Source organism: Mycobacterium sp. 236(2023) (genome assembly GCF_029623955.1).
Classification (GTDB): Bacteria; Actinomycetota; Actinomycetes; order Mycobacteriales; family Mycobacteriaceae; genus Mycobacterium.
Genome location: NZ_JARSBP010000009.1, coordinates 131,261 through 150,880, shown reverse-complemented (window position 1 = coordinate 150,880; position 19,620 = coordinate 131,261). Strand labels below are relative to the sequence as shown.

Below are 19,620 nucleotides of genomic sequence, written 5' to 3'. Positions count from 1 at the left end.
ACTGCTGGGGTTCGCGTCGGTGTTCCGCGGAAGAAGGTAGCGCCGCGGCAGCTGACTTAACAGCTGAGCCACTCGACAGGTGTTCGGGGTAACGGCAAGGTCTGCTGTGAATGGTTGTCATGACAATCTTCGATCCTTACGAAGTAACCGTGCCTTTCAAAGGCGCAAAGGAAGACTCGCGCGTCCAGGTCGTAAACCTTCGACAGTCCATTCCGGAGCCCGATCTCGGCGAACGGCGCAAATTGGTCAGCTACGGCGCAAAACACTGGAATCGTTTGTCGAAAAATGACTGCTGGTCAATTGCACACGCCGTAGCCGATCCCGCCGCGGCAATCTCGACGGCACAAGCAGGGGGGCTGACCGAGCAATTCGCTGGCGAGTCCGCGCTTACGTTCCTGCGTGCGGACGTTAGCTTACCTTTCCTATTTCCACTGATCCAGCCGCGCACTGCCGATGTCCCTTCAGTTCTGGCGCCACCGAGGACCTACGGAGTTGTGGACCAGAACGGTAATGCTGGCGCCGCCATGATTGTCGAGTTTCAGAGCCATGCGCATCTGCGCGAGTACACCAAGAACGCAATTGCAGGAACACTCAAGGCTGGTCGAGATCTGCGTGGATCCATTCTCTCGCACGGGGTTTCCCAACCCGTATTGAGTTACGCCGCAACGATCGTCATCGCAGACTCAGACGAAGAGATCGACGTTCTGGTGGTAGTTGATGGCCTTACCCGGGTGGTGATGTCTTGGTGGGCCATGTTGGGCGGCGAGGTCACGAGCGCTCAGCTACCGGGGGCCGTCGTTAATATGCTGTTGAGCAAGAAGGGTTCTGGCGGCACGGACGGGGTATCGGGGGCCTATCGAAAGGGTCGGACGGAGACATTTAGTAGCCTGCGCGGCAAATATCAAGCTGCTGCAGGCGACACCAGTGATCCTGACCTGACACGGTACGGGCAGACGCTCCGCCTGCCAGCCAGCATCATTGTGAGTTTCCGTCGGGTGGGATCTCCTCTGACGGGCGACGCACGCCCATTCGAGTTTCCAGATGCTGTCAACTCCGCCGTGGACCAGCAGCACAGTCTCTCGAAAGCATGGGCGCCCAGCGCAATTGGGGCCAACGCCGGTACTCATGCCGTGCAGAGGGCGGCCGCGGAGGGAAGTCTCTCGCAGACGGTGGCGGAAGTTGCCACCGGCATCGAAGACTTTCGGTTCGATTTTGTTGAACTGATGGATTCGGGTGATGGCAGCGGAGACTGTCAGATCGATCCGGGTCTTGCGCGGGCGCTTTGGCTGGCCGCTGAACTGACCCAGCCAGAAGCTTTCAGCGTCATCAAACGAAATCTGCGAAATCTTCTGGGAGAGCCGCAGATTCATAAACGCGCCTACGCTGACAGAATCTTCAATCTGATCAATCGCGGCTGGTCAGCTTGGAAGCCAGTTTCCTACGGGAATGCACAGCGCGCGTGGGCCGCCGGCGGGCCTATTCCGCATTCTTTGATCGGTACTTCTTGGTCGCCGCTGTTTCCGCGGCGGTTCGCCGATTTGGTAGAAATCGCACTCGACAAACAGGACCCTTTGTACAGTGCGGCCGTCGCGACTCTCCAAGTTGCAGGTGGTACCGCGCTCGTAGCCGACGGGCAGATTCTTGCAGCCTCCGGCTCCACGGCAGAGGGCGGGTATAGGCGGAGCCAACCCCCACTTGTGATCGAGGCGCTCGCCAGTACGCACCGCGGCTTATGGTTGCTTGCTCACGCGGCTGACAGCTTCCGCAGCAAGCGCCAAGCGGTGAATTCGTACACGAAGACCTCGGAGATTCCCGACGACGCCTACCGCATACGGTTCCCCCAGCGTTCCCACCCGGAGGTAGGCGTTGAGGTGACGGAGGAAGGCGAGCGCCTCAGTTTCGACCGTGTCCGCGACATAGCCGGGCTGCGTCAGCCAGACGATGATTCATCCGACGACCAGCAGCCGGCTGAGGACGACCATGACCGCATGGTCGGCTTGAGGTACCGCATGACCTCCGCTGCGGAAACGTTAGCCAACATGCGGAATGAGATCGCCAACCTGCTCAAAGACAGGCCCGACCTCTCCGTGTTCGCTACGCATGCGGAATGGGAATCGGCGAGGGATCCGTTACAGGCGGTATTCACAGCTGTGGTCGGGTGGGAGCCCGCCGAAGAGTCCATCGTCGACGACGCAGATTTCGAGGAACTCGGTGATGACTACACGGATGAGGTCGATGCATGATGGCTCGCCTTTCCCACACTAACGTGATCGAAATGGCCAACGGCCCTGATGGGCACAGGGGGCGCTGCTCGATCCAGCGTTCGCCGGCTAACCCAAATTCAAGCTGTCCCGACTGCAATGCAGAGGGAATGATGGTGAGGTCCTCGGTCAGACGAAATACCTTAGTGTCAATTAGCGGCGCGCTGGCTGATAGGAGGTGCTCATGACATCGGCACCCCCCGATCTGGCAGCTCTATATCTTCGCCATCGAGATGCTATGTATAGGGTCGCTGCTTCGGTGCTCCGGGATCGCGGTCTCGAAGCACAGGCAGCCGACGCTGTTAGTGACGCCGTGGTCTCGATCCTGGCTTCTCCGCCGGAAAATGTCGGGAACTGGGAGGCATTCCTTGTAACCGCCGCAAAAAGGAAGGCCCTCGACATTCTTCGTTCGGCGGCTGTCCAGCATGCTGGGCCCGAACTAGATCAAGAACTGCACGACCAAAGTGACGACACAGATGTTGCCGAAGACGTCGCCTCCCGGCTTGATGATGCAGAGCAGGCTGCAATCGCCTGGGACTGCTTGGCAGTTCTAGGGGATCGCGAACGAAAAGTCGTATGGGAGATCGCAGCTCTGGGGCACTCCAGGGATGAGGTTGCGGCTCACCTCGGAGTGAGCCCGCCGCGTGTAAGTCAAATCTTCGGTCGTGCAATAAAGCTGCTACGAGCAGAGATGGATGGAAGGGAGGGAGGAAGCCGTGGATGAAGTGGAGCGTGATCGGTTGTTGACAGAGCTGATCGCGCAGCCGATGCAGCGCCAGAGTATTTTGCGGGGTGCTGGTCTAGATGCACAAGAACGCAGAGAGATTGAAGCGTTGGTAGACACCGCTGACCTCCTGTGGCTGTCAGCTAATGGTGCGCCGCCACTGGCTGATGATCCTGCTGCGGCCGTGCTCGGCTTGGTGCCGGACGAAGAGTGCAGCCTGGATTCGAAGGCACTCGCTCTCGCGAGGCGGCGTTCAGGCCTGACCGCCAGTGAGCTCGCAGAACAACTGCGTGGTCGGGGGTGGGAGTTTCAAGTCGCAGATGTATTTCGGTGGGAGACCAGGTCCGCTATCGATGTGCCGCCGGCCGTTATCCAGGCCGTCGCGGATGTTCTTGGAGAGTCGGTCGATAGGTTGGTTGGACCTCGGCCTGGAATGGCCAACCACGACGTCCTGGCAAGCATTCGGAGCCATCCGATGTTTCAGCAATTAGTGGAACGTTGGGCTGTCGTTCAACGTGTCTCCTCTAGCGTTGCGGCTGCGGCACTAGAGACCCGGGTGATGGCAACCGTTCACCGCGGAGAACGTCCTGACACCGAGCAATTGCTCAGTTCGTTGGAGACATTGGTCAGCGCAGTCGAGCATTCCAGTGACGAATAATGCCTGCGAGAGTATTAATGATTGTGTCGAACGGGCGATTTCATCTGTCTCGGAAGACGTTCGTGTTCGCTTCGCCGCTGAACCGTCCGCAGTGCTGACAGCTGATTTTGGAATGACGCTAAGGCAAGTGGATCATCTTACGAGCAGTCGAACCGGTGGTGGCGCATGTGACGGTCTTTCGTTCATGGAGGACGGCGTCATCATTTACGCACCGACCCCCTATAGTCGACGCGAGCAATTCACCCTTGCTCATGAATTGGGTCACTGGCTCGTCGAGAATTCACCTGACTCTATCGACTGGATAGCTGATCAAGAAGATCCAGGTCGGCTGCTTGAAACGGTGTGCGATCGCATTGCACAGCACATGCTGTTGCCTGATCCGGTATCTCAAGCGGTGGTAGGTGCCGGACCCATCAAAGCCAGCCACCTTTTCGAACTTTTTGAGGTTAGCCAGGCGAGCCGCCCGGTCTGCGCCATTGCGCTCGCGAACTATATTCCTGGTCTTGGCGCTATTGCGATTATCGACCGCGGCACTGCGGTAGTGACCCACGCCAGTGTTAATCCAGACCCTATCCGCGGATGGCCGACAGTGTTTCCATGGCGTGGCCAAGTGTTGCCAGGACGCCACCCGCTACTTCGCTTGGCGCCCGGATCGTCCCTCTCGCGACGTCTAACATGGTCGACTCCGTGGGATGCCCAAGCCGAATTTTACGTCGATGCAGCAAGTGATACGAAGCGAATCGTCGCTGTCTTAAGCGATTCGGACCTTTGGCAGATAGAGCAATTTCATCCGGGGCTTGATCACGAGTTTGACTACAGACCTACTCGTGAGGGCTACTGTTGTGGATCCTCGTTTCAACGCCGAGGTTATCCCTGCTCGAATTGCAACGCCGCGTTCTGCCCGCAGTGCGGGGAATGCCGCTGTGAACGAAACGCTAAGCGCGAGTTTCTCTGCGCTGGCAGTTGCTTCATGAAGTATCTTCCCCACCTTCTCGTCGATGGGCTCTGCGCAGACTGCCGCTTGTAGCGTCCTAACTCTGGCGCACGCTATCCCGACTACGTAATGAGGACCCCCGCGAGTATGCGGTCTTGGGTTGTCGGGATGGAGGTGAGGAACGATGGCAAAGAACACCGGAAAAGGCCGACGCGTCGGTGCGGTCAAATCTCGCAGCGAATTCAAGAGTAGGGGCACGTGGTTCAAGCGTGACACGAAGACTGGCCGCATCATCAACGGCAGCCCAAAGCAGCACAAGGGCGTGCGGAATGAGAAGTGATACCGGGCGCCGGGCGGCACTTCTGTCGCCCGGCGTTCCGCCCGCTGGTTGTGTGGCAATAACGCATGATGTGATTTATACATTTTGGCACTCCACTATTTGAAGCGCCAGACGACGGGCGCATAATAAGTATCAAGAACAACGAAGTTTAGATAAAGGCAACCATATGACCGCGACCAAAGATAATCTGTTTCAAACTGTAACGCCCGTAATAGAAAAAAACTCTGCCCTCCGCGAACCTCAAAAGCTTGCTTATGCCGCGTTGGTAAACCACGATTTCGACGCTGAAGATGGGCGCGAGGTCGGTATCGTCCTCCCGGTCGGTTGTGGAAAATCGGGGCTCCTTGCGATCGCGCCGTTCGCACTCAGCTCACGACGAACCCTGCTGATTGCACCGAATCTCAATATCGCGAAGCAGCTGTTGGACGATCTGACGCCGACCGATCCCGACTACTTCTATTCCAAGCGTGGGGTCGTCGGCGGCCGTCCTTACCCTGAGGTGGCGGAGATCCGTGGAACAAAGACCAACATGACCGATTTGGATGACGCAGATATTGTTGTCACCAACATCCATCAGCTCCAGCGTGACGGCAATAAGTGGCTTGCTGGTTTTGACCCCGACTACTTCGACTTAATCCAATTCGACGAAGCCCATCACAACGTCGCCGAAAGCTGGGATGTTCTGCGCGAGAAGTTTCCAAACGCGCGAATCATTAATGTCAGCGCGACGCCATCGCGAGCTGACGGAAGACTGATGGCAGGTCAGATCATCTATGTCTACCCGATTTCGCAGGCAGTAAAGAATGGGTACGTCAAAAGGATCTCCGGCCATCGTTTGAGCCCCAAATCGCTAAGATATGTTCGACGTGAAGGTGAAGAAGAAGTAACCGTTGAGCTGGATGAAGTCCGTCGGCTCGGTGAGACCGACGCGAACTTCCGGCGCAGCATCGTCAGCTCCGAAGAGACGCTATCTACGATCGTTGACGCGTCGATCAATAAACTCAACCAACGTCGTAAAGTGACCGGCGAAAACCGGCTGAAGATCATCGCGTCGGCGCTCAATATGGAGCACTGCAAGCAGATCGTTGCCGCGTATAGCGCTCGGGGTTTGCGTGCCGATTTCGTCCACAGCAAGCAGGACAGCAAGGCGAACGAGCGCGTCCACAAGAAGCTAGATAATCACGAACTGGACGTGATCGTCCAAGTGCGCAAGCTGGGCGAAGGATTCGATCATCCCTTCCTGACAGTTGCCGCAGTCTTCAGCATCTTCTCCAACCTGAGTCCATTTATGCAGTTCGTTGGCCGGGTCATGAGGATCATCCCGGACTCTGATCCACACAGTGAGCTCAATGAAGGCATCGTCGTGTTCCACGTCGGCGGAAACATCACGGGCGTATGGAACGACTTCCGTGACTTCGCTGATGCTGACCAAGAGTTCTTGATGAACTTGGTAGACGAAGATCTCGTCGAACCGGAAGGGACCGGCACCGGTGAGGGTGGACCCCGCGGGGCCGACGCAGAGCCAATCCCCGTGATCACCGCCCAGGAAGACGTTCAACTCGAGAGCATCGAGTTGCTTTCCAACGACCCCAACATTGCGCAGGCGCTCAAAGTCTTGCAGGACGCCGGCGTCACGACCGAGCAGTATGAACGACTCAACAGGCTCACCCCCTCGCGGCAGGCGCAACGGCAAGCCGACAGGAAGCAACTTGATGAGCAAGTAAAAACCATCGCTGGCAGCTTGCTGGCCTCTCATGGCCTCTCGCACGTCGGGCGTGATCTCGATAAGTCACGACGCCGCGAGAACTTTGTCACCGCCAAGTCAGAACTCGACAAAGAGATCAAAAAGCACATCGGATCGAAAAAACCACGCTCCGAATACTCAGCAGCTGAACTCACCGATGTCCTCAGCAGCCTCGACAAGATCCGTGCCTCCGTAGAAGCGAGACTTTTCAATGAGTAACCAGAAATTGCTCCTGAAGAATGTGACGGTCAGCGAGTCTGGCAGGGCGCACTCCTGCAGACGCAACAAGGACCACGCCCTACCCAAGGGCGCGAAGATGTTGATCGTGAAGGAAGACCGCAAGAAATCACACTACTGTCCCGAGTGCGCCCTCCAGCTCATCAAGATCGCCCGTACAACGCTAACGTCGATCGAAAGCGAGCTTGCGGTCTGAAGCACTGCGCAGCTTGAACACGCAACACGATGCCTCGTCTCACCCACTCCACCTACTGCGCCCAGCATCGGTACCTCAAGCAGGTGTGGGTGGAGTCGCAGCCGAGTTGGGTTGAGCTGAGGCCCGGTGAGCAGCGGGAGTTGCATGACTATTACGTGCCTACCCAACGGTTCTCGGACGAGGAGCTGTTGGAGTATCGGCAGAAAATCACGGCGCTGCATCCGTCGCTGCCGCAGCGTGCCGGTCGGGCCCTAAAGAAACTTCGGGCAGCCCATGCCGCCTATGAAGCCAGCGTCAAGGCGCGGGTCGCTGAGCCGATCGTCGTGGGAAAGGGCAAGAAGAAGCGGCTATCGAAGGATCGAGTTATCACGGTGAAGTCGTTGGTGCACCCGCAGCCGGATATCGACCGACTGGCCAAGGCGGTGCTGGCGCTGGCCAAGGAGCTGGCTGATGCCGACCGGGCCAACCGGTCCGCCTCGGAGCAGCCTGACGACAAGTCCGAGAGTCACGACGTTGCCGCCTGACTCTTCTTGATCACCAGCCAGGCGGTGGAGTGACTGCAACCCACAACCGAGGCGATCTCGCGGTTTGTCTTGCCCTGAGCGTGAAGCTCAAGGATGGTGCGGTCGCGCTCGTCGGGTGCGGGGTTGGAGCGAGTGTCGATGCCAGCCGCGAGCAGGTACTTGCGGACAGTGCCGTAGTCGAAACCGAGGGTGCGGCTGATGGCTGCGATGTTGTTGCCGTCGTGCCAGGCGGTCAGGATGGCACCGACATCATCATGTCGGAACTGCTTGTTCGGTCGGGGAAGCGGTGCAGTTCGGGGCGGTCGATCGCCCTCTTCGGCTTGTTTGATGATCTTCTCAAGCCGCTGAGCAGCGGTGATCTGATTGCAGTAAGTATGCAGGATCCGCACCACCCAAGGTCGAAAACTGCCGTGCTGCAGGAACTTTGGTCATTTCCTACGATTCGAGCACTTCGGCGGGGAATGCCGCCAATATCGTCGCGATCAGATAGCGGGCTGCGCTTCCCGACACCAGCGACTTCCGTTCCACGAGCGGATTGTTGGCGATGAATCTGCGGATGTGGTCGATGACGTCGGCCACCTGTTGACCGGCTGACTGGCTGGCGGGCACCGAAAAGCGATTGAGCGGGGTCCCGCAGGGGGTTGCGCCCTCCAGCTTGCCCATCTCGGCGAGAAGCGACGGGGAGAACGAAATGAGATCGCAGCGGGCATCTCTCATGACGACCATCATTTTCGCGCCGTCGGCGGCGACCGCCACCAAATCTCCGCGCTCGAAGGCTATGTGGCAGTCGTCGACGTGGAATTCGACCGCTCCGGCGCGGATCCGGCACAACACAATGCCCTCGGGTTCGGCCAGTTCGAAACAGGCGTCGGACGTCATGTCGAGGTCGTCGAGGGTCATGGAGCCGACGAGCGTGCGCCAGATCCTGAGCCAGGGCTGCGAATCGGTTGCTGAGCGTGTGATGGTCATCCGGCCGTATTCGGGGCCGAGGATCGTCGCGGCTTCGTCGAGGTCGGAGGTGTTGACGAGGTAGGTGCCCGCCAGTTCCATGCACACCTCTTCGATTCCGTGCCTGGGTGTTCCACCGCGGCGCTATTGACGTCACCGTATATTACGCACAGCTAATTAAGTTGAGCACACCCAATCGATTGCCGACACTGAACGTTTACGCAATGGACCCGAGCAGTCGGCGATTCGGTTGCAATCGACTGCAGCCGATGCCGTCGCCGACAGCTCGGAGGTGGACAGCTGTGGAGGAACGGCACGGACCTTTAATGGTCGTGCACGTGGAGAGTCTAAGCGGACACTTCGGTGGTTGCTGGGGCCGAATCGCCGGCCTGTGTCGTAAAGCACAGGATGCTCGCCGTGAAGCTCACGAGCGCGACGGCGCCGGCGAACAATGCGATCAGGCCCTCCGACAGCCCCCAGCTGGCGACCGCGAATGCCACGGCGATGATCGCCGTGATGATCAGAAAGAGTCCGGTGGTTGCGACCGTCTCGTGGAACGGATCGTCCGAGGTGGGGGTTCCTTCGGCCATGTTGGCCATGGGAGGTTCTCCTTCTCGATGAGCGACCGGACGTCGCTGGGCTAGGCGGTAGTTACCCCTCCGTCGATATCCGAAACCTGAAGCAATGGGCTCAGACCCGGTGATGCCACTCACTGCGTCCGATGGTGGTGGATCTGACCACTGCAAACGCCGGATGCGGTGGTCCTCTGCGACCATGGCGAGTAATTCGCCGACAACGGGGGATTCACTTCTCATGAGCGATCTGCAGTATTTGAACCTGCACGGCGACCGCGTCGCTTACCGGGACGCCGGGCCCGCCGACGCCGGCCGAGATGATCAGGAGACGCTACTGCTGCTGCACGGCATGGCGGGCAGCTCCGAGACCTGGCGGGCGGTGATTCCGCAGCTGTCCAAGCGGTATCGCGTCGTCGCACCCGACCTGCTCGGCCACGGCAACTCCGCCAAGCCGCGGGGAGACTATTCGCTCGGCGCCTTCGCGGTGTGGCTGCGTGACCTGCTCGACGAACTCGGCATCTCCCGGGTGACCGTGGTCGGTCAGTCTCTCGGTGGGGGTGTGGCGATGCAGTTCGTCTACCAGCATCCCGACTACTGCCGAAGGTTGGTGCTGATCAGCAGCGGCGGTCTCGGCCAGGATGTCGGCTGGACCCTTAGGCTGCTGTCGGCGGCGGGTGCCGAACTTCTGATGCCTGTCATCGCGCCGCCGCCGGTGGTCAGGCTCGGAAACAGGATGCGCACGTGGTTCTCCGCGGCCAACATCCAGTCGCCCCGCGGCGCGGAGATGTGGAGCGCGTACTCGTCACTGTCGGACGCGCAGACCCGCCATGCGTTCCTGCGCACGCTGCGGTCGGTCGTCGACTATCGGGGGCAGGCGGTGAGTGCGCTGAATCGCCTTCACCTGACGTCCGAACTGCCTCTACTGGTGATCTGGGGCGACGAGGACCGGATCATTCCCGTCGATCACGGCTACGCGCTCGATGAGCACCGGCCCGGTTGTCGACTGGAAGTGCTCCCGGGTGTCGGGCACTTTCCGCATGTGGAGAAGCCGAACGACGTCGTCGACCTGCTCGACGACTTCATCACGACAACGAGCGACGCGCGTTCACCCGCCGCTGTCAGATCTCCGATCGTCTGATCGGATCACCGCTTGTTGACAGAGAATCCGTTGCGCTCGGCCAATGATCGCAGCTGTTTGAGCGCGAACTGCCTGTTGCGACCCCCTTCGGGGAGCACGATGCCTGCCCACAAACCGACGGCGCCCGGGGTCACGCACGCTTCCCGTGCGCACTGCCAACGGCGGGGGCAGGCGCGGCACAGGGCTTTGGCGCCGTCATCGGCAGTGTTGGTCCAGCGGTCGGGATCACGCGTACACGGCGCGGTCCACATTTCCTCGTCGATCGATAGCGGATACATAGACCCCCGTTCCCTTCCGTACTCGGCGATACGCTTGTATCGTAAAGGCGATACAACTGTATTGTCGAACGTGCCTGGGAGTGACGTTGTCTACCGTGGCCACTGTGGTACCTGAGCCCAGCCGGCTGCGCGCCGGTGAACCGCGCAACATCGAGAGAATCCGAGCCGCCGCGCTGCGAAGCTTCGGCGAGCACGGCGCCGCCGCGACGACGATGCGGGGAGTCGCCGCGGGGGCGGGCGTTTCGCTCGGGCTGGTTCAGCACCACTTCGCCACAAAAGCGGGCTTGACCAAGGCTGTCGACGACTACGTCGTCGACCTGCTCGTGACGACGATGTCTCGGCCGCTGCCCGAGCCTCCCGTCGATTCGGTGGCCGAGATCGGCAGCCGGGTCACCCACCTCTTCTCCGAGTATCCCGACATGGCCGCCTACGTCGGACGCGCACTCGCCGACGGCAGTGCGGTAGGCGCAAGGATCTTCGACACCCTGCTCGCCGTCGGTGTCGCGCGGTGGCAGCAGCGCATCGACCGAGGCGAAGTGCGCCCGGACATCGACATCACCTGGGCGGCGATCAACGGCTTGGTGCTGGCGCTCGGCGCGATCAGTCTCAAGGCGCATCTCGACCGGCACCTCGCCGAACCGCTCACCTCGCCGGCCCAGCTCGAGCGTTGGCAGCGCGCTGTCGACTCCCTGCTGCGCGAAGGACTGTTCCGCCGCCCCGCCGCCGATTAGCGCTCAATCCGCGCTGCCGGCAACCCTTTTGCGGTAGGCCGACGGAGTCTCCCCGCAGAAGTGCGCGAACGCGCGCGTGAATGAGCTCACGCTGTCGAAGCCGACGGCGGTCGCGGTTTCCTGGACCGACTGCATGGGTGCGGCGAGCAGCGCCATCGCACGAAGCATCCGCGCGTGGAGCAGATAAGTCCGCCAGGAAAGCCCGAGGGTGTCTGCGAAGAGCCGGCGCAGCGTGCGCTCGGACACCGAGACGGCCCGACTGACGTCTTCAGACGTGACTGTGTCGAGGTGCTGCTTGGTGTAATCCATCGCGGCGGCCACGATCGGGTTGTCGGACGTCGGCAGGCTCAGCGGCGCCTCATGGTCCAGGGCCTCGGACACCAGCGCCGCCAGCGTGCGAAAGAAGCTGTCCGAAATCTCGTCACCGCGCGCGCGGTCGATGGGCCAGCGCAACGCGTAGATCATCATCTCCCGGATCAGCGGCGATACCGCCAGAATTCGTGCCCGGTCCCCGCCGTCGGAGATCAGCGTGCTGTCGAACATCACGGCCACCGTTTTGACGTCAGGGTTCATCACCGCCTGGTGCTCAAGGCCGGCGGGGATCCAGGCCGCCTGCTGAGGCGGCAGCAGATAGTGCGCGGTGCCCGTCTCGACCTCGACAACACCGTGCAGCGCGTACTCGATCTGATGGACCTCGTGCGAGTGCCACCCGGTGATCAACGCGTCGCCCTCGTACAGGTAGCTGCCGCCGAGCGCGCAGCCGCCGCGGCGCAGTTCGATGACCGGCCTGGCCACATTGGCCGCTTCGGACAAGAGTCTGTCCGAAGACGCGGAGACGGTCACGCCTTCAGACGGTACTACTGAACTAATGAACGCCGCGCACGCGAGGAGCAGAAATGAATAAGGACGACCTGATCCTGGTCAGCATCGACGACCACGTCGTCGAGCCCCCCGACATGTTCCTCAATCACGTGCCGGAGAAGTACAAGCCGGAGGCGCCGATTGTCGTGACCGACGACAAGGGCGTCGATCAGTGGATGTACCAGGGGCGCCCCCAGGGAGTGAGCGGTCTGAACGCCGTCGTCTCCTGGCCGGCTGAGGAATGGGGTCGTGACCCCGCCGGCTTCGCGGAGATGCGCCCGGGCGTCTACGACGTCCACGAGCGCGTCCGCGATATGAACCGCAACGGCATCCTCGCCTCGATGTGCTTCCCGACGTTCACCGGATTCTCCGCCCGCCACCTCAACATGCACCGGGAAGAGTCGACGCTGGTCATGGTGTCGGCCTACAACGACTGGCACATCGACGAGTGGGCCGGGTCCTACCCGGACCGCTTCATCCCGATCGCGATCCTTCCGACGTGGAACCCCGAGGCGATGTGTCGCGAGATCCGCCGCGTCGCCGCGAAGGGGTGTCGTGCCGTCACGATGCCCGAACTGCCGCACCTCGAAGGTCTGCCGAGCTACTTCGACGAGGACTATTGGGGTCCGGTGTTCCGCACGCTCTCCGAAGAGAACGTGGTGATGTGCCTGCACATCGGCACCGGGTTCGGCGCCATCTCGATGGCCAAGGATGCCCCGATCGACAATCTGATCATTCTGGCCACCCAGGTCTCGGCCATGTGCGCGCAGGACCTGCTGTGGGGTCCGGCCATGCGCAACTACCCCGACTTGAAATTCGCCTTCTCCGAAGGCGGAATCGGTTGGATTCCTTTCTATCTCGATCGCAGCGATCGTCACTACACGAATCAGAAGTGGCTCCGCCGCGACTTCGGCGACAAGCTGCCCAGCGACGTGTTCCGCGAGCATTCGCTGGCCTGCTACGTGACCGACAAGACGTCTCTGAAACTGCGTCACGAGATCGGCATCGACATCATCGCGTGGGAGTGCGACTACCCCCACTCGGATTGTTTCTGGCCGGACGCACCCGAGCAGGTACTGGCCGAGCTGAACGCTGCGGGCGCTTCGGATTCCGATATCAACAAGATCACCTGGGAGAATTCCTGTCGGTTCTTTGGCTGGGATCCGTTCAAACTCACGCCTAAGGAGCAGGCCACGGCGGGCGCTCTGCGCGTCAAGGGCGCCGACGTCGACGTGTCGATCCGGCCGCGTGCCGAGTGGGCCCGCCTCTACGACGAAAAGCAGTTCGCCAGAGCCTGATTCAGCTCAGTTTAGGTCTGGCCCGCCGGGGTGGCCGGCGTTCGGCGTAGGGCCACGGTGTATTCCGTTCCGGAATCGATTCGGCCCGAACATGTTTGAGCTGTGTCCGCAAATGTGCACGCAGCTCCAGCAATTCGGGGTCGGCCCACCGATTCTGCTGCTCGATCGGGTCATCGGTGAGGTCGTAGAGCTCCCACTGGTCGTCGATCGGGTCCCTTCGGTACGCGGGGCCGCCCATGCCGCCGTCGGCGGCCAGGTGGCGCACTCCCGGTTCGGTCCACGTGCCCGGGTCGTCGAACGAGCGCACGAGTTTCCACAGGTGTCCGGCACCGCCGGGTGCGGCGCTGTCGTCGACGCGCAGCACCAGCCCTTCGAAGTTCGAGGCCGTGTGCGCCGGGATGCGGATCCTCAGTGGCGCAGGAACTCTGCTCGTCAACTTGAGCATGCGCGCGACACCTGAGGCACCCGTATCGCCTTCGAGAACGGTGTCGCGCGTCATCAGGTAGACCGGGCGGTCGTCGTCGGCAGGTGCGCCGCCGACGACCGGCATGAGATCGCGACCGGGAAGCGGATGCACCTCGGAGAACGACTTCGAGAGCACCGCAGTGACCGCGTCGACATCGACGCCTGCCGCCGACAACAGCGTCGGCACGATGTCGACGTGCGACGTCGGCGCCGAGACGGTCCGCGGCGTGGTCGCGTTGCGGCCCACCCGGACGACGACGAACGGCACCCGGGTCGCCTCGTCGTAGAGGTTGAACCATTTCTGGTGCAAGCCGCCGTGCGCGCCGAGCAGATCCCCGTGGTCGGCCGTCCGGACCAGGACGGTGTCGAACGTCTCGTCGGCGACCGCCCGACGCACCCGGTCGATCGGGGTGTCGACCTCGGCGTGGAGACGGTAGTAGAGGTCCCGGTACTTCTGGGCGTCATGCCGGTACGTGCGTTCTATCGACGCGGCAGGGCCGTAGCCGGAGTAGTAGGCCTCGCGGAAAGCGATCTGCGCGGCCGGCTTCGTCGAGAGGTCCTCGTCCGCGGTGGGTGCAGCGGGCACCGGCGGGGGGTCAAGTGGAGAGGGTCGCAACGGATTTCGGCGCGCCCAGGCCGGGAACAGGACGATGTCGTGCGGGTTGACGAAGCTGGCCACCAGAAGGAAGGGACGCAGCGCATCTTCATCGCCCGCTCGGCGGGCGGCATAGCGGTTCCGGAGCCACTCCACGACGCGGTCGGCGATCAGCGGGTCACGCCGGATACCTGCATTGGACAGCTTCGCGCCGTGAGGTTCCGGGCCCACCCAGCCCGAGAACCCGTACGGGTCGAGCGGATTCGCGTCGAGGTAGCGACGGACCGCCGCGGGATCCACGACGCCGTCGTTGTCGTTGGTGTCCAGAGATTGCCCGGTGCGGGGGTCGACGAGGTCGGCGTGCGAGATGTGCCATTTGCCGTCGTAATGGGTGTCGTAGCCGGCTGCGCGGAACCAGTTGCCGAGGGTCGGTACCTCGCCGCGGCGAAGCCACCGCAGCCGGGAGTCGTCGTAGGACTTGCCGATGCCGTCGGTCTGCGTGACGCCGTGCAGGTCGGGGTACTGGCCGGTGAAGATCGTCGGACGGCTGGGCACGCAGGCCAGCGAGCCGGTGTAATGACGCTCGAAGCTGACCCCGTTCTCGTCGAACCATCTTCTGCCGCTCAGTGTTTCGTCACGCCACGTCTGGACCGCTGTCGACTCGTACGGAGGCGTGGCGCGTTCCTCGTCGGTCATGACGATGACGATGTCGGGCCGCTGCGGTGTCATGACCTGCCTCCGAGTGTGAATGCCAGTGAGCTCAGCAGTGCTTCCGAGCGGCGCGTCATCAGCTGTGCGAAGACGCGTTCGCCGATCGGGCGCAGGAGACGTGAGTTCATCGTGACGGTGCTGGTCAGGGTCACGGTAGTGGCGCGATCACCCCGGGCGTGCAGATTCCAGCGGTTCGAGGCCGAAAAGCCCCTGGGCACCCCGTGAATGTCGTAGGTGAGCAGTTGGGGCGGGTCGAATGCGGTGATCGTCTCGACGAAGGTGTCGCGGCCCGACTGCACCCGTCGGGTCAGTCCGACCTCGGCCGCGCGATCGTTGAGCAGGCAGGAATGATCGACACCGTCCGCCCACGTGCTGAGAGACCCGAAGTCGGCGAGGACTGCCCACACTGCGGCAGGCCTCGCTGCGACGTCGCGAGTGCGGCTGGCCTCGGTCATCACCCCATCCAACTCGGTCGCGGGGGAGACCGCTAGATCATGGCCGAGAGAGCCCGGCGAGGACGGTGCGGGTGATGGATTCGGCGCGGTGCGGGGCGAAGGTACGGCCCTCGCTCAGAATGGCGTAGACGATGCCGCCGACGATCGCATCAGCGGCGTCTTGAACCGCCTGCTCGTTGAATCCCGCCGATGCCAACCGATTTCGCACCGTGTCGTGCAACGGCATGCTGAAGCCGCTGTGGAGCCGCTCCGCGGTGTCGGGATGTTCCATTCCGGCGGTGGTGAGGATGCGCAGCATTGCGTTGCCGCGCGCCGTCGTCAGGGCGGTGGCGAGGGTCATCGACCATGCGCACACGTCAGCGGCGACATCGTCGGTCGGCGTGATAGGGCGCAGGATCCGGTCGGCGTCTTCGAGGATGACGTCGGCGACCAGCGCATGCCGGGTGGGCCACCATCGGTAGATCGTCTGCTTGCCGACTCCGGCGCGGGCAGCCACGGCCTCGATGGTGAGCTTGTCGAACCCGCGCTCCATCAACAGCTTCCGAGTGGCACCGACGATCGCCATGCGTGACCTCTCGCTGCGCCGTCGGGGCGCAGCGACCTCTGGGGCCGTCGGGGGCTTCCCGTCCGGCTTTACACGCTGGGGCATCGCCCGTAGTGTGCCACAAGACGAGACGTTGCGTCTCGTCTTGCGGTCTGCGGAGGTCTGTGTCGATGGCGGGAACGAAGCTGGTGATCGGCGCCAGTGGCTTCCTGGGCTCCCACGTGACCAAGCAGCTGATCGCCCGCGGGCACGCCGACGTGCGGGTGCTCATCCGCACCACGAGTTCGACGCTGGGGATCGACGGTCTGCCAGTGGATATCCGCTACGGCGACATCTTCGACACCCAGGCCTTGCGCGATGCGATGGCCGGGTGCGACGTCGTCTATTACTGCGTCGTCGACGCGCGCCCCTGGCTGCGCGATCCCGGACCGATGTGGCGGACCAACGTCGACGGGCTCCGCAACGTCCTCGATGTCGCCGCCGACGCCGACCTGTTCCGCTTCGTCTTCACGAGTTCGATCGGAACGATCGGCGTGGTCGACGGCGGGTTGGCCGACGAGGCCACGACCCACAACTGGCTCGACGCCGGCGGTGAATACATCAGGTCGCGAGTGGCTGCCGAAGAGATGGTGCTGCGTTACTGCTCCGAGAAGGCGTTGCCCGGGGTTGCCATGTGCGTCGCCAACACCTACGGCCCCGGCGATTTCCTGCCCACACCGCACGGTGGAATGCTCGCATCCGCCGTCCGGGGCAAGCTGCCGTTCTACATCGACGGTTACGACGCCGAGGTGGTCGGTATCGAGGACGCTGCGCGCGCCATGATTCTCGCCGGTGAGCGCGGCAGGGTCGGCGAACGGTACATCGTCTCCGAACGGTTCATGAGTACCCGCGAGGTCCACGAAATCGGCTGTGCGGCGGTCGATGTCGCGCCGCCGCGGTTCGGCATCCCGATCCGGGCGATGTCTGCGGCCGGCCATGTCAGCGCAGCGATCGCACAACTCCGCAATAAGGACACCATGCTCACACCGCTGAACATCCGTCTGATGCACATCATGACACCACTGGATCATTCGAAGGCGCAGCGCGAGCTCGGCTGGGAGCCACAACCGACGTCCGAGGCGATCGTGGCCGCCGCGCACTTCTTCAGGGGCCGGCGTCGCCCCGCTGTCGAGGGAGCACGATGACGATCGGCCTGATGCCCGAGCAACTCCAGCTGGCCGATGCTGTCGCCCAGTTCGCGGCGAGGCACGCGCCGATCGGCCAGACTCGCGAGTCGTTCGACGCGCTGGCCGCCGGAGACCTGCCGAAATGGTGGGACGAGTTCGTCGCCAACGGCTTTCATGCCGTGCACCTTCCCGAAGATGTCGACGGCCAGGGTGGCACGCTCGTCGACACGGCGTGCATCCTGGAGGCCGCCGCGCTGGCGCTGTTGCCCGGACCGGTACTGCAAACCGTGACGGCGAGCGCGATCGTACTTCTGGCCGCCGAATCCCCAGCGCGCCGGAATCTGTTGCAATGCATGTCCGCGGGCGTGGCATCGACCGTGATCCTCGGTGATGACAACGACTTTCGGGCTGTGTCCACCGACCAGGGCTGGTCCGTCAGCGGGGAGTCCCGCGCGACACCGGGAGCGTGCTCGGCGCAGCTGATCGTCGCCGCCGTGGATTTCGGTGATGACACGCGATGGCTGGTGTTCGACACATCGCAGGCCGGCGTCGAGGTCGCAGCGCGCAACGGAACCGACAAGACCGTGGATATCGGCGTCGTCACCCTCTACGACTACGCGTGCACGGAAGAGTTCGTGCTGGAGGGCATCGACGACGTCCGCGCGCAGAGCGTGGTGCTAGCGCTGACCGCCAGTGCCGCAGCAGGAGCCATCCGATGGTGTGTGCAGGCGGTGACCGAGCACCTGCGCACGCGCGAACAGTTCGGCAAACCGATCGGTACGTTCCAGGCGCTGCAGCACCAGGCGGCAATGCTTCTGGTCAACAGTGAGTTGGCGGTCTCGTCCGCGTGGGACGCGGTGCGGTCGCTGTCGGAAGGCTCTGCGCAGCACCGGATCGCGGCGTCGAGCGCGGCACTGATGGCGATCGCTCCTGCGCCCGACCTCGTCCTGGACACCCTGACGATGTTCGGTGCGATCGGTTACACGTGGGAGCACGACCTGCACCTCTACTGGCGCAAAGCGACGAGTCTTGCCGCATCGATCGGACCCGCCGGGCGGTTCGCAGAAGCGCTCGGTGACCTGACGCGCACCGAAACCCGCGACGTATCGGTCAAACTCGGTGATCTCGACGCCGACTTCCGGCTCGAGGTCGCGGCGGTGCTCGACGAGGCGCTCACCCTGCGCAACGACCGGCCCGGCCGCCAGGGCGACTACCCGAACCTCGCCACCGGGCCACAGCGCACGCTGATCGCCGACGCCGGCCTGATCGCCCCGCACTGGCCCCGACCGTGGGGTGTGGAAGCCACTCAGCTGCAGCAGCTGATCATCGACGACGAGTTCGCGCGGCGACCCGACCTGGTCAGACCATCCCTGGGTATCTCCGAATGGATCCTGCCGTCACTCATCAGCTCGGCGCCAGAGCACCTCCAGCAGAAGTTCATCCCCGCCACGCAACGCGGGGACCTCGGCTGGTGCCAGTTGTTCAGTGAGCCCGGCGCGGGGTCCGACCTCGCCTCCCTCACCACCCGGGCCACCAAGGTCGACGGCGGCTGGCGGATCAACGGTCACAAGATCTGGACGTCGTCGGCCCACACCGCGGATTACGGCGCGTTGCTCGCACGCACCGATCCCGACGCGGCCAAACATCGGGGTATCGGTTACTTCATCGTTGACATGCGCTCCGAAGGCATTGAGCTGCAACCGATCCGACAGGCCACCGGCGAGTCGCACTTCAACGAGGTGTTTCTGTCGGATGTGTTCGTTCCCGACGAGATGCTGCTTGGCGGTCCCACGGACGGCTGGAACCTCGCGATCGCCACCATGGCGCAGGAGCGCGTGGCGATCAGCGGCTACGTCAACTTCGACCGGGCCAGCATTCTGCGCGGCCTCGCCGAACAGGACCGACCCGATCGTGGCCGGGTGCTGGCAGCTCTCGGCGAGGCCGATGCCTACGCCAACGCGATCAAGGTCCTCGCGGTGCGTGAGGTCATGCGCCTGCTCGACGGGCAGGCCGCGGGACCGGCATCGAGTATCGCCAAGGTCGCGATGAACGTCATGCTTCGGCGCATCTTCAAGGCGACCCTGGAACTGACGGCGCCGGCAGCCCTCGTCGAAGATTCCGAACCAGCGATCCTGGAACCGTACTTTCATCTGCCCGCTGAGTTGATCGGCGGCGGTACCAAAGAGATTCAACTCAACATCATCGCTCAGATGATTCTCGGATTGCCCCGCAAGTGA

At 62.6% G+C, this 19,620-nt stretch carries 20 protein-coding genes; 12 read left to right on the top strand and 8 right to left on the bottom strand.

Annotated elements, in window-relative coordinates; all coding sequences use genetic code 11:
- Positions 1–110: 110 nt before the first annotated feature.
- The 7 genes from P9A17_RS28810 (at position 111) to P9A17_RS28780 (ending at position 7,618) form a co-directional block, all read left to right on the top strand.
- On the top strand, positions 111–2,243 hold the full coding sequence (locus tag P9A17_RS28810) for a hypothetical protein (protein WP_278042191.1): 2,133 nt from the start codon (positions 111–113) through the stop codon (positions 2,241–2,243).
- Positions 2,244–2,445: 202 nt separating this feature from the next.
- A complete protein-coding gene (locus P9A17_RS28805) occupies positions 2,446–2,985 on the top strand; it encodes a sigma-70 family RNA polymerase sigma factor (protein ID WP_278042190.1) in 540 nt (179 codons plus the stop codon).
- On the top strand, positions 2,978–3,643 hold the full coding sequence (locus tag P9A17_RS28800; protein ID WP_278042189.1) for a hypothetical protein: 666 nt from the start codon (positions 2,978–2,980) through the stop codon (positions 3,641–3,643). The genes P9A17_RS28805 and P9A17_RS28800 overlap by 8 nt, the downstream gene beginning before the upstream one ends.
- Entirely contained in the window at positions 3,633–4,670 is a 1,038-nt protein-coding gene (locus P9A17_RS28795) for an ImmA/IrrE family metallo-endopeptidase (RefSeq protein ID WP_278042188.1), read from the top strand. The genes P9A17_RS28800 and P9A17_RS28795 overlap by 11 nt, the downstream gene beginning before the upstream one ends.
- Positions 4,671–4,761: 91 nt before the next feature.
- A complete protein-coding gene (locus P9A17_RS28790; RefSeq protein ID WP_278042187.1) occupies positions 4,762–4,917 on the top strand; it encodes a hypothetical protein in 156 nt (51 codons plus the stop codon).
- A 166-nt stretch (positions 4,918–5,083) separates the two neighbouring features.
- The gene (locus tag P9A17_RS28785; RefSeq protein WP_278042186.1) at positions 5,084–6,880 is read left to right on the top strand and encodes a DEAD/DEAH box helicase family protein; all 1,797 of its coding nucleotides are present in this window, start codon (positions 5,084–5,086) and stop codon (positions 6,878–6,880) included.
- Between the two features lie 243 nt (positions 6,881–7,123).
- Positions 7,124–7,618, top strand: coding sequence for a hypothetical protein (locus P9A17_RS28780; protein ID WP_278042185.1), 495 nt, complete (start codon positions 7,124–7,126; stop codon positions 7,616–7,618).
- On the opposite strand, the gene P9A17_RS28775 is transcribed toward P9A17_RS28780, so the two are convergent.
- The 3 genes from P9A17_RS28775 to P9A17_RS28765 all read right to left on the bottom strand — a co-directional run bounded on the left by P9A17_RS28775 (position 7,600) and on the right by P9A17_RS28765 (position 9,165).
- Entirely contained in the window at positions 7,600–8,010 is a 411-nt protein-coding gene (locus P9A17_RS28775) for a helix-turn-helix domain-containing protein (protein ID WP_278042183.1), read from the bottom strand. The genes P9A17_RS28780 and P9A17_RS28775 overlap by 19 nt on opposite strands.
- A gap of 43 nt (positions 8,011–8,053) precedes the next feature.
- Positions 8,054–8,668, bottom strand: a complete 615-nt coding sequence (locus P9A17_RS28770; protein ID WP_278042182.1) for a hypothetical protein — start codon at positions 8,666–8,668, stop codon at positions 8,054–8,056.
- Between the two features lie 245 nt (positions 8,669–8,913).
- Positions 8,914–9,165: a hypothetical protein gene (locus P9A17_RS28765; RefSeq protein WP_278042181.1), complete on the bottom strand. Its 252-nt coding sequence runs from the start codon at positions 9,163–9,165 to the stop codon at positions 8,914–8,916.
- Between the two features lie 214 nt (positions 9,166–9,379).
- Between P9A17_RS28765 and P9A17_RS28760 the strand changes: the two genes are divergently transcribed.
- On the top strand, positions 9,380–10,279 hold the full coding sequence (locus P9A17_RS28760; RefSeq protein ID WP_278042180.1) for an alpha/beta fold hydrolase: 900 nt from the start codon (positions 9,380–9,382) through the stop codon (positions 10,277–10,279).
- Positions 10,280–10,284: 5 nt separating this feature from the next.
- Here P9A17_RS28760 and P9A17_RS28755 read toward each other — a convergent pair whose 3' ends face one another.
- Positions 10,285–10,557: a WhiB family transcriptional regulator gene (locus P9A17_RS28755; protein WP_278042179.1), complete on the bottom strand. Its 273-nt coding sequence runs from the start codon at positions 10,555–10,557 to the stop codon at positions 10,285–10,287.
- 95 nt (positions 10,558–10,652) lie between these two features.
- On the opposite strand from P9A17_RS28755, the gene P9A17_RS28750 reads away from it, so the two are divergent.
- A complete protein-coding gene (locus tag P9A17_RS28750) occupies positions 10,653–11,288 on the top strand; it encodes a TetR/AcrR family transcriptional regulator (RefSeq protein ID WP_278042178.1) in 636 nt (211 codons plus the stop codon).
- A gap of 3 nt (positions 11,289–11,291) precedes the next feature.
- Here P9A17_RS28750 and P9A17_RS28745 read toward each other — a convergent pair whose 3' ends face one another.
- A complete protein-coding gene (locus tag P9A17_RS28745) occupies positions 11,292–12,131 on the bottom strand; it encodes a helix-turn-helix transcriptional regulator (protein WP_278042177.1) in 840 nt (279 codons plus the stop codon).
- 53 nt (positions 12,132–12,184) lie between these two features.
- Here P9A17_RS28745 and P9A17_RS28740 point away from each other — a divergent pair, with 53 nt between their 5' ends.
- Positions 12,185–13,447: an amidohydrolase family protein gene (locus tag P9A17_RS28740; protein WP_278042176.1), complete on the top strand. Its 1,263-nt coding sequence runs from the start codon at positions 12,185–12,187 to the stop codon at positions 13,445–13,447.
- Between the two features lies 1 nt (position 13,448).
- Here the strand turns inward: P9A17_RS28740 and P9A17_RS28735 are convergent, their stop codons facing one another.
- From P9A17_RS28735 to P9A17_RS28725, 3 genes are read right to left on the bottom strand one after another with little or no spacing between them, the layout of a single operon-like run.
- Positions 13,449–15,236, bottom strand: coding sequence for a sulfatase-like hydrolase/transferase (locus tag P9A17_RS28735; protein WP_278042175.1), 1,788 nt, complete (start codon positions 15,234–15,236; stop codon positions 13,449–13,451).
- Positions 15,233–15,673 carry an SRPBCC family protein gene (locus P9A17_RS28730; protein ID WP_278042174.1) on the bottom strand — a complete coding sequence of 147 codons (441 nt, stop codon included), beginning with the start codon at positions 15,671–15,673 and terminating at the stop codon, positions 15,233–15,235. Before P9A17_RS28730 ends, P9A17_RS28735 begins: the two co-directional genes overlap by 4 nt.
- A gap of 37 nt (positions 15,674–15,710) precedes the next feature.
- Positions 15,711–16,322 carry a TetR/AcrR family transcriptional regulator gene (locus tag P9A17_RS28725; RefSeq protein WP_278042173.1) on the bottom strand — a complete coding sequence of 204 codons (612 nt, stop codon included), beginning with the start codon at positions 16,320–16,322 and terminating at the stop codon, positions 15,711–15,713.
- Between the two features lie 65 nt (positions 16,323–16,387).
- On the opposite strand from P9A17_RS28725, the gene P9A17_RS28720 reads away from it, so the two are divergent.
- Complete coding sequence (locus tag P9A17_RS28720) at positions 16,388–17,401, top strand: NAD-dependent epimerase/dehydratase family protein (protein WP_278042172.1); 1,014 nt, start codon at positions 16,388–16,390, stop codon at positions 17,399–17,401.
- Entirely contained in the window at positions 17,398–19,620 is a 2,223-nt protein-coding gene (locus tag P9A17_RS28715) for an acyl-CoA dehydrogenase (RefSeq protein WP_278042171.1), read from the top strand. Before P9A17_RS28720 ends, P9A17_RS28715 begins: the two co-directional genes overlap by 4 nt.